Raw genomic sequence first — 10,284 nt, 5'->3', positions numbered from 1 at the left:
CGCCGCACCCGCGCCCGTGCAAAATCCGCAGGCCGATATGCGCCGCGACTATGAGCTCGCGCTCCAGGTCGGCAACAAGGCGGCATGGGAAGCCTTCCTGGCCCAGCATCCGGACGGCTTCTACGCCAACCTTGCCAAGCTTCAGATCGACAAGATCCAGGCCGAGCAGGTTCATGCCGCCGCCATCGAGAAGGCCAGGCAGGCAGAGGCCGAGCGCGACCGTCTCGCTGCGATCGGCGCGCAGACGGATGCGCAAGTCAAGGCAGCGGCCGAGGCGAAGGCGGCCGAGCAGGCCCAGTTCGCCGCGCAGAAAGCGAAGGAGCAGGCGCAGCAGCAGGCCGCCGCTGCCGAGCAGCAGCGGGTCAATCTCGCGGCGGCGCCGAGCACTGCGCCGGCCGGCACCGCAAGCCCCGCCGGAACCAACGTCGCCGCGCTGACGCCGACGGCAACGCCTGTTGATCTCAACCGCTCGGTGCAGACCGAGCTCGGTCGCGTCGGCTGTTTCTCGGGACAGGCTGACGGCGTCTGGAATACGTCCTCGCAGCGGTCGCTGTCGCAGTTCAATCGCTATGCCGGCACCAAGCTCGACGTGAAGGTGGCGAGCACGGATGCGCTCGACACGGTCAAGTCAAGGCAGTCACGCGTCTGCCCGTTGGTCTGCGATCACGGCTTCAAGGCCGATGGCGACGTCTGCACCAAGATCGTCTGCGACGACGGCTATGTGCTGAATGACGACAATCGATGCGAGAAGCAGCGCGCGGCCAAGCCGGCCAAACCCGCAACCGCCAAGCCCGCAACCGCAAAGCCCGCAACGGCCACGCGCGACGACAGCGATGACCGTGCCGCACGGCAGCGTCGTCAATCCGGCGGTGCGGCCGCTGGAGCTGCGGGCGTTGCTGCTGCCGGTACCGGTCGCGCCTCGGGCGGTGGCGGCCAGATCTTTTGTAACGATCTGCTATGCCGTCCTGTCAAGCGCGGTTGTCATCTTGAATATCGCGGCGGTGGCGGCCCTCACAACGATGCCAATTACGAAGTCTGCAACTGAGAGCGTCACTTGCAATATCGTCCTGGAGAAGCCGGGACAATATTGCGGGGATCATGCCGCGATCGCGCTCGCCGCGATGTTCACCGTCAGCGCCAATAGCGCCGTGTTGTAGATGAACGATACGATGCCGTGTGCGGTGGCGGTGCGGCGGATGGTCCTGTCGGTGATGCCGACGTCGGAGACCTGCGCCGTCATGCCGATCACGAACGAGAAATAGACGAAGTCCCAATAGTCGGCGTGGTCTTCGGTGTCGCCGCTCGGAAACTGCAAGCCGCCCGGCGTGTGACGATAATAGTCATGGGCGTAATGCAGCGCGAAGGTCGTATGCACGGCGGCCCAGGATAGCGCGATGGTGCTGATCGCAATGGTCAGCTCCATTGCGCCGCGGTGCGGCGTCCCGAGCTCATAGACGATCGCGGCAATGCTGGCGAACGCGCCGGTCGCCGTCACCAGCAGGATCACGAAACGGCCGTCGTCCTGCATCGCCGCCGCACGGCGGATGTGCTGGTGGTCGTTGCACAGCATCATCGTATAGACCAGCACGAGATAGACCGCGATCAGCGCATCCCAGCCGAACAGCAGCCGCGTCGCCAGCCGAAACGAACCGGGAATGAGCAGGCAGACGAGGATGCCGGCGGCAAGCGAGATGAAGGTCCGCGGCCGCGCATAGATCAGCCGCATCGGCCGCGACATCTGGCGGAAGCGGGCGAGGACGGGATCTTCTTTGTCAGTGGCCATGATGAGTAATGGCTCTCTCGTTGCCGCAGCGGCGGTCTGCTCCCTCGCCCCGCTTGCGGGGAGAGGCGAAGACGTCAGTTCTTCCGCTCGGCCACGAAGTGCGCGGCGGCTTGCAGTACGGCGGCGCGCTCGCCGAAGATCGAGATGGCGCTGTCGGCGCGGGCCAGCAGGTCGCGCACACGCTGCTTGGCACCGTCGATGCCGAGCTGGGTCACGAAGGTGGTCTTGCCGAGGGCGGCGTCGGCGCCGGCGGGTTTGCCGAGGGCGGCCGCATCGCCTTCGACGTCGAGCAGGTCGTCGGCGATCTGGAAGGCTTCACCGAGCGCGCGGCCGTAATCGTCGAGCGCCTGATACTCTTTCTGCAAGGCCTGGCCGAGGATCGCGCCGGCGATGCAGCCATAGCGCAGCAGCGCACCGGTCTTCATCTGCTGAATGCGGGCAACATCGATCGGCTCATTGCCGCCGAAGCGGCCTTCGCCGGCGAGGTCCAGAATCTGGCCGCCGACCATGCCGCCGATGCCGGCGCAGCGCGCCAGCGCGCGCGTCAGCAGCAGCCGTACATTGGCGTCGCGATGCACCTCGTCGCGGGTGATGATGTCGAAAGCGATGGTCAAAAGGCCGTCGCCGGCGAGGATCGCGGTCGCATCGTCGGTCTGCTTGTGCAGGGTGGGGCGGCCGCGGCGCAGGTCCGAATTGTCCATCGCCGGCAGATCGTCATGGATCAGCGAATAGCAGTGGATGCATTCGAGCGCGGCGCCGACGAGCAGCGCGGCCTCGCGGGGAACACCGAACACGGCCGCACTCTCGACCACCAGGAACGGCCGCAGCCGCTTGCCGCCATTGAGGCTCGAATAGCGCATCGCGTCCATCAGCCGCTTGGGGCGGGCGATCTCATCGGGCAGGATGTCGTCCGACAGCAGACGCCCGAGCAAGGCTTCGGTGTCATCAGCGGTCTTGTCCAGACGTTTGGCGAAATCGGACGGGGACGTGCCGGTCATCAAGAAAGGCTCCAGAACTAAAATTCGGCGGGACAATCCTTTATGCGCCCGCCCCAGTCAATCGTTTGGAAGGCCTAAAAAGTGCTGGAAAAGGCCCGAATTATCACAGACTTAATGCCGCCATCCGTGGCCGCGTTTGATTTCGCGCCGGAAAGGTCGATTTGCGCATCGTCAAAATCCTGCTGGTAGCGCTCGCGATCGTGGCTCTCGCGCCCTATGTGGTCGCCCCGTTCTACCGCACCGGTCACCCGGTTTCGACCCTGATGGCCTGGCGCTCGCTGACGGGCGCGCCGATGCATCGGGAATGGATCGATCTCGCCGAGATGTCGCCTTACCTGCCGCGCTCGGTGGTGGCGGCCGAGGACGCCCATTTCTGCCGGCATCACGGCATCGATTGGGGCGCGCTGCGCGAGGCGATCAACGACGCCGAGGAGGACGGCACCGCGTTCCGCGGCGCCTCCACCATCACCCAGCAGGTGGCGAAAAACCTGTTCCTCTGGCAGGGGCGGGATTTCGTCCGCAAGGCGCTGGAATTTCCGCTGGCGCTCTGGATCGATCTCGTCCTGCCCAAGCAGCGGATCCTGGAAATCTACCTCAACATCGCCGAGCTTGGGCCCCAGGGCCAATTCGGGGCGGAGGCCGGGAGCACCTATGCCTTCGGCAAGTCGGCCGCCAATTTGTCCCCCCGGGAGGCGGCCCTTCTGGCCGCGATCCTGCCGAATCCGGTCAAACGCAGCGCCAGGGTCCCGGGACCGGGGGTGAGGCGGCTGGCCGGGACCTATGTGGCAAGGGCGCAGGCCACTTCGCTTTTGACCTGCTGGCGGGAAAATCGCTGATTTCGGGGCCTTTTCGTACCGTTTTTCCGCTCCAGAACCCTAGCTTTACGGCCAGCCTTCCTCTATAAGCCCGGCCTTGATCGGCATTCAGCTCGCCTCGTATTGCGGGTGCTGAGCCGTCCCCCGCGGACGATGCCCGGATGAACACCAATCCCTAGAGGATATCGAAATGGCCGTTCCGAGACGTAAAACTTCGCCGTCGCGCCGTGGCATGCGCCGCTCGGCAGACGCCATCAAGAAGCCGACCTATGTGGAAGACAAGGACTCAGGCGAGCTCCGTCGTCCGCACCATCTCGACCTCAAGACCGGCATGTACAAGGGCCGTCAGGTCCTGAAGAAGAAAGAGTCCTGAGCTTAAGGACTCTTCTCCAGGCGGGCATTGCGCCCGCCTGATTGCCAACCCATGAGATATGACGGTGACGGCGGCGGAGCGAATGCTTCGCCGCTGCATTGTTCTGTCTGGACATCTTGATCGAGAAGGCGCTTTGCCGATGGTCGGTTTCCCGCTGCTTCTGATTCCGCTCGCGGTCTACAACATCATCGCCTTCCTGATGCCCAGCGTGTCCTTCTCGGACGTGCTGTTCAAGGTGCCGATGATCACGGGCGTGCCCTGGCCGGTCACGCTGTCCGATCTGCTGCTGGCGCTCGGTGTGCTGCTGCTGCTGCTTGAAGTGGTCAAGGGCGCGCGGCCCGGCGCGAAATTCCTGATGGATCATCTGCTGTCGCTGATCATCTTCGGCGCGGCCGCGGCCGAATTCGTGATGTGGCCCAAATTCGGCAACTCGACCTATTTTCTGCTGGTGCTGCTTTCGATGGCCGATTTCCTCGGCGGCATCGCGCAACGCACTCGCCGCCGCATTGCCTATGTCGCCACGGAGACGGTGACAGTGCCGCGCAAGGCCAAGCGCCAGGCCGAGGCGCCGTCGCCGGCGTCAACCTTCGAGCCGAAGCTCGATCCCGTGCCCGCACCGCCGCCCGAGCGGCCCGCACCCTCGGCGCAATCGGTGGCCGAATCCGTCTTGATGGATCATCCCGCGCCAAAGCCGGGCATCGCGCCGTCGCCGGAAATTCCCTCGCCGCATTTGCAGCCGGGCAACGGTACGCCGTCCTCGCCCGAAGAGCCGCGGTGAGCGAGAGAGCACATCGGTCGCCGCTGTGGTGTGCTCCCTCTCCCGCTCGCAAGCGCGAGAGGCGGAGCGAGCGCGAGGCAACTATTTTCCTGAAAGAGGCCTTACGCCACCTGCCGCGTGCGCGAGGTAACGCTGGGAAGCGGGCGCTTGCCGCCATAGGCCATGCGGGCGTCCTCGGACGAGCCGCGGCGCAGCCGGCTGGCCTGGGGCAGGTGCTCGGCATTGGCGATCAGCTGGGTGACGAAGCTCGGATCGGGGCGCGTCAGCGGCACCTTGCGGACCAGCTGTAAAACCGGCGCAAGCGGGACCAGCGCGGTACTCGCTTCCCGCGTCGTTTGTTCGATCTGATCCGCATTCACCATCGCAACACCGCTGATCCTGATGAACTGGCGCGTTTTGGGACGCTGGCGCCGGTGCATGTGATGGTCTCGCAAGGCCTATGCCGGCGGAGCCTATTCCGTTCCGCGCGGTTCGGGAACGTGGTTTCCAAATTGTTTATGAACTTTGCCTAGGGTCGGAGACGATTCTGGCCCTATTCTGTGCCGGCTCAGGACTCCCCGCTGTCCCGAAACGAGGCGCTTTTGACCCCAGCATTGCCGCAAGCCTCCGAAATCCTCGCCGCCCTCGGCGAGGCCCTGTTCGTCTGGGATCTCGCCAGCGACGCGATCGTCTGGGGCGAGCAGGCCGGCGCCATCTTCCCCGGCATTCCGGCCGAGCGGCTTGCCACCGGCGCCGAGTTCGCCAAGCTGATCGAGCCTGCGCAAGGCTTGCGGAGCGCCGCGCTGGCGCAGACCTCCGCCGTGCACGGCAACGACGGCACGCCCTACCGGGTCGAATATGGCGTGCGCATGAGCGCCTCCGATCCCGTGGTCTGGATCGAGGAGACCGGCCGCTGGTTTGCCGGCGCTGACGGTCGCCCCACGCGCGCGATCGGCTCTATCAGGATCAATAATGAACGACACGCCCGGGACGAGGAATTGACCAGGCTTGCCCGGCTCGATCCGCTGACGGGCGAGCTCAACCGCTCACATCTGATTGCGGCGCTGGCCGAAGCGATCGAGGAGACCACCCGCTTCCGCTCGACCGCGGCGTTCATGCTGGTCGGCATCGATCATCTCGCCCGCGTCAACGATGCCTTCGGCTTCGACGTCGCCGACGCCGTGATCCTCGACGTCGCCAGGCGCATTCGCGCGCGCCTGCGCGGCGGTGACGTGCTCGGCCGCTTCTCGGGCAACAAGTTCGGCCTGATCCTGAAGAACTGCACCGTCGACGACATGAACGTCGCCGCCGAGCGCTTCCTCGCCGGTGTCCGCGACGAGGTGGTGCCGACCAAGTCCGGGCCGGTGTCTGTCACCGTCTCGATCGGCGCCGTCAGCCTGCCGCGCTATGCCCGCAACACCGACGAGGCGATCAATCGCGCCCATGAGACGCTCGACGCCGCCAAGCGTCGCCGCGCCGGTGCGTTCGCGGCCTGGCGCCCGGATGCGACCCGTGATGCGCAGCGCCGCGTCAATATCCGCGTCACCGACGAGATCGTCACCGCGCTGAACGAGCGCCGCATCAGGCTCGCTTACGAGCCGGTGGTGTCGGCCGCCACGCGCGAGGGCGCGTTCCACGAATGCCTGGTGCGGATGGACCAGGGCGACGGCCAGGTGCTGCTCGCACCCGACATCGTGCCGGTCGCCGAACGGCTCGGCCTGATCCGCCTGGTCGATCACCGCGTGCTCGAGCTCGTGGTCGCAGAGCTCGCGGCCGCGCCCGATGTCAGGCTCAGCCTCAACATTTCGCCCGATACCACGATGGATCCGGACTGGTGGGCCGGAATCGAATCGCTGATGCGCGCCCATCCCGGCGTTGCCGAGCGGCTGATCGTGGAGATCACCGAGACGGTCGCGATCCAGGACATCGACGACGTCCGCGCCTTCGTCAGCCGGCTCAAGAATTTCGGCAGCCGCATCGCCATCGACGATTTCGGCGCCGGCTACACCTCGTTCCGAAACCTGCGCAAGCTCGGCGTGGACATCGTCAAGATCGACGGCGCCTTCGTGCAGAACATCATCCGTTCCGCCGACGACCGCGCCTTCGTCCAGACCCTGATCGACCTCGCCCGCCGCCTCGACATCAAGACCGTCGCCGAATGGGTGCAGGACGAGGAGGCCGCCACCATGCTGCGCGACTGGGGCTGCGACTACATCCAGGGCCGCCTGATCGGCCTCGCCTCAGCCGAGCGGCCGTGGTGTCGGCCGCCGAACGACGCGCTGCCGGCCGCGGGGTAGGTCTGGTAGGGTGGGCAAAGGCGCACTTGCGCCGTGCCCACGATCTCCCAATGACGGATAGAAGACGTGGGCACGCTCCGCTTTGCCCACCCTACCACGCGACCTTCCGGGTGGAGAGCTTCGCCAGTACGGCTCAGCCGCATCTCCACGAATTTCTCCTGTGAAATCAATCCTCGTTCTACTGTGCATGGGGTTGTTTTCGAAACTTGACGAGACGGGACCGAGTTCACGCCACGCGGCGAACCGCGTTCAGCGTCTCGATGGTCAGGCCGACCTCCGCCGCCGGGCAGGGCTTGCCGAAATAATAGCCCTGCACCGCGGTGCAGCCGCATTCGCGCACGAAGTCGAGCTGCTCGATCGTCTCGACGCCCTCCGCCGTGGTCTCGACGCCGAGCACCGAGCCGAGGCTCGCGATGGTGCGGACGATGGCGACGCTCTCCGGGCTTTCGCCGAGCGTGCCGACGAAGGAGCGGTCGATCTTGATGCGGTCGAACGGGAACTTGCGCAAATAGCTCAGCGAGGAATAGCCGACGCCGAAATCATCCAGGCTGACGCGCACGCCGAGCGCGCGAAGCTGGTGCAGCATCCCGATCGTCGCTTCGCTGTCGTCGAGCAGCGCCGTCTCGGTGACCTCGAGCTCCAGCCGCTGCGGCGGCAGCCCGGCTTCCGCCAGCGCGTTCGTCACCATCGCCACCAGTCCGCGCGAGTGGAATTGCACGGGCGACAGGTTCACCGCGACGATCACCTCAGGCCATGAGGCGGCCGTGGCGCAGGCGGTGCGCAGCACCCATTCGCCGATCGGAACGATCAGCCCGTTCTCCTCGGCGATCGGAATGAACTCGGCCGGCGAGACCAGGCCGCGCGAGGGATGCTTCCAGCGCAGCAGCGCCTCGAAGCCGGTCAGCTCGCTGCTGTCGAGCCGCACCTGCGGCTGGAACACCAGATGGAATTGGTTATCTTCCAGCGCGCCGCGCAGATCGTGCTCGAGCGCGTGGCGGCTGCGCGCCTCTTCTTCCATCCGCGGCTCGAACAACTGATAGGCGCCGCGCCCTTTGGCCTTGGCCTGGTACAGCGCAAGATCGGCGCATTTCATCAGCTCGTCGGCATCGAGCCCGTGGTCGGGCGCGATCGCGATGCCGACGGAGACGCCGACATGGATGGACTGGCTTTCCAGCGGCGGCGGGTGGCCGATGATCTCGACCAGGCGCCGCGCCAGCCGCTCCGCCGATTGCGGCTGCGGTCCGCGCTGGAGCACGGCGAACTCGTCGCCGCCGAGGCGGGCGACCGTGTCGTGCTCGCCGACATTCTCCTTCAGCCGCGCCGCGACCCAGCGCAGCAGCCGGTCCCCGGCAGCGTGGCCGAGCCGGTCGTTGACCGTCTTGAAATTGTCGAGGTCGAAGCACAGCACCGCCATGGACCCGCCGGCGATCGCGACCTGGTTCAGTCCCTCGCCCATCTTCTCGCGGAACAGCGCGCGGTTGGGCAGATCCGTCAGGGAATCGTGCCGCGCCATATGCGCGACGCGGGCCTCGGCCTTGTGGCGCTCGGTGACGTCCTCGTAGGTGACGACCCAGCCGCCATGCTCCATCCGCTTGTGGTTGAGCTTGATGATGCGGCCGTCGCTTAAGTGACGGTGCAGCGTGTGTTCGCCCTCGCGCAGCCGCTCGACATAGTCGGCATAGAGCTTGGCGGCGGTCGTGTTCGGATGGATGCCGAGATCGCAGCTGTGCTCCATGATCTCGCGCATCGAGACGCCGGGCTTCACGATGTCGGGCGACAGGCCGTACATCTCGATGTAGCGGCGGTTGCAGACGATCACGTGCAGGCTCGCATCGAGCATGCACAGGCCCTGGCTCATGTTGTTCAGCGCGGCGTCGAAGCGGCGGTACTGCTCGCTCAGCTCCTCGACCGCGCGCTCGCGCTCGGTGATGTCCTCATAGGTGGCGACGAAGCCGCCTTCGGGCAGCGCGCAATAGCGCACCGAGATGATCGTGTCGTTGGTCATGCGCCGGCGCATCGGCGAGGAATCGTTGTTCTCGATCCGGGCGCGCGCGGCTTCAAGGATCTGCTGCGGGCTGTATTCGGATGAAAAGGCGCCGTTCGCCATCGATCGTTCGATCAGATCGGACAGGTGCGTACCCGGTTTGCTCTCCTCCGGCGACAGCCGGTAGATCTTCTGATAGGTGGAGTTGCAGATACGCAGGCGCATGTCGCTGTCGTAGAACGCGAGCCCATGCGCCATGTTCTCGAGCGCGGCATCCAGCATGAGGTTCTGCTGCTTCAGGGTCTCCTCGGATTGCAGCCGCTCGTTAACATCCTCATGCAGCGTCACCCAACCGCCGTCGGGCATGAACCGCGATACGGCCTGGATCTTCCGGCCGTCATAGCGCGTCACCAAAACGGATTTGGGGTTCCGGGTCAGGACATCGTTGATCCGGGCATTGCGGAATTCGTCTCCCGGCATGTCCGTTCGGTTGCCGCGGGCGAGCCAAAGGTCGATCGACTCGGTGTGCGTAATACCCGGTTTCAGGATGTTGGGATCGAGGTCGTAGAGGTGCAGGAAACGTTCGTTGCAGACGACGAGGCGGCTATCGGCGTCAAACATGATGAGGCCGTGAGACATGTTCGCGAGCGCGTGCTGGCTGCGCTCGGTCTGAAGCCGTAACTCGGCTTCTAGGCGGGCGAGGCGGCTGACGTCGTCGCAAATCGTCATCCAGCCGCCGCCGCGAAGCGGCTTCAGCTCGAGCGTGATGACAAGGCCGCTTGCGAGCGTCTGCCGGGTCCGGAACGGTTCGCCGGCCGCGATCGACGCGATCCGCGTAGCATAGAGCGCGTCGAGCTCGCTCGCCGGGATATTGCCGCGCGCTGCGCTGTGGGCGAGCACGTCGCGGTAGCACGTTCCGGGCCGGACGATGTCGGGCGACATGTCGAACAGCTCGACGTACCGGCGGTTGACCAGGACGATCCGGTTGTCCGCGTCGTAGACGCAGACGCCCTGTTCCATGCCGTCGAGCGCAAGCTGACTTAGCGACAGCAGGGCCTCCTGGCCTTGCTCGCGGCGCGCACCGAGCTCGTTGTCGCAGGTCGACATCATGGGATCAGCGGATCTCGGTGGCAATGAACTTAACACAACGTAATTCAGCCACCGAGCGTAGCGAAGAGGCGGGAAAATTCCCTTAAGCGCCGTAGTTTACGGAGGGTGTCTACTGATGCTGAGAGTGTTGATCCCAGACCGCACGGCAATTCGCGCTGTCGTAAGCG

8 protein-coding genes and 1 pseudogene are annotated in these 10,284 nt (G+C 65.5%); 5 read left to right on the top strand and 4 right to left on the bottom strand.

What is annotated here, in order from left to right:
* Positions 1–1,045 (top strand): annotated as a pseudogene (locus tag AOQ71_RS48220) (caspase family protein); the annotation flags it as partial.
* Positions 1,046–1,096: 51 nt separating this feature from the next.
* Here AOQ71_RS48220 and AOQ71_RS20355 read toward each other — a convergent pair.
* Positions 1,097–1,783 carry a DUF1345 domain-containing protein gene (locus tag AOQ71_RS20355; RefSeq protein WP_057749967.1) on the bottom strand — a complete coding sequence of 229 codons (687 nt, stop codon included), beginning with the start codon at positions 1,781–1,783 and terminating at the stop codon, positions 1,097–1,099.
* Positions 1,784–1,857: 74 nt separating this feature from the next.
* A complete protein-coding gene (locus tag AOQ71_RS20350) occupies positions 1,858–2,781 on the bottom strand; it encodes a polyprenyl synthetase family protein (RefSeq protein ID WP_057749965.1) in 924 nt (307 codons plus the stop codon).
* A 161-nt stretch (positions 2,782–2,942) separates the two neighbouring features.
* Between AOQ71_RS20350 and mtgA the strand changes: the two genes are divergently transcribed.
* From mtgA to AOQ71_RS20335, 3 genes are all read left to right on the top strand, one after another.
* The gene (mtgA, locus tag AOQ71_RS20345) at positions 2,943–3,617 is read left to right on the top strand and encodes a monofunctional biosynthetic peptidoglycan transglycosylase (protein WP_057749960.1); all 675 of its coding nucleotides are present in this window, start codon (positions 2,943–2,945) and stop codon (positions 3,615–3,617) included.
* Positions 3,618–3,786: 169 nt separating this feature from the next.
* The gene (gene rpmF, locus AOQ71_RS20340) at positions 3,787–3,969 is read left to right on the top strand and encodes a 50S ribosomal protein L32 (RefSeq protein WP_007598106.1); all 183 of its coding nucleotides are present in this window, start codon (positions 3,787–3,789) and stop codon (positions 3,967–3,969) included.
* A 139-nt stretch (positions 3,970–4,108) separates the two neighbouring features.
* On the top strand, positions 4,109–4,747 hold the full coding sequence (locus AOQ71_RS20335; RefSeq protein ID WP_057750078.1) for a hypothetical protein: 639 nt from the start codon (positions 4,109–4,111) through the stop codon (positions 4,745–4,747).
* Between the two features lie 101 nt (positions 4,748–4,848).
* Here the strand turns inward: AOQ71_RS20335 and AOQ71_RS20330 are convergent, their stop codons facing one another.
* A complete protein-coding gene (locus AOQ71_RS20330; protein WP_057750075.1) occupies positions 4,849–5,109 on the bottom strand; it encodes a hypothetical protein in 261 nt (86 codons plus the stop codon).
* Between the two features lie 219 nt (positions 5,110–5,328).
* On the opposite strand from AOQ71_RS20330, the gene AOQ71_RS20325 reads away from it, so the two are divergent.
* Positions 5,329–7,023 carry a bifunctional diguanylate cyclase/phosphodiesterase gene (locus AOQ71_RS20325; protein ID WP_057750072.1) on the top strand — a complete coding sequence of 565 codons (1,695 nt, stop codon included), beginning with the start codon at positions 5,329–5,331 and terminating at the stop codon, positions 7,021–7,023.
* Between the two features lie 226 nt (positions 7,024–7,249).
* Here AOQ71_RS20325 and AOQ71_RS20320 read toward each other — a convergent pair whose 3' ends face one another.
* Complete coding sequence (locus tag AOQ71_RS20320) at positions 7,250–10,117, bottom strand: PAS-domain containing protein (protein WP_057749957.1); 2,868 nt, start codon at positions 10,115–10,117, stop codon at positions 7,250–7,252.
* Positions 10,118–10,284: the final 167 nt, after the last annotated feature.

This window comes from Bradyrhizobium manausense (genome assembly GCF_001440035.1).
In the GTDB taxonomy this organism is placed as follows: Bacteria; Pseudomonadota; Alphaproteobacteria; order Rhizobiales; family Xanthobacteraceae; genus Bradyrhizobium; species Bradyrhizobium manausense.
This window is presented reverse-complemented; position numbering and strand designations above follow the sequence as displayed.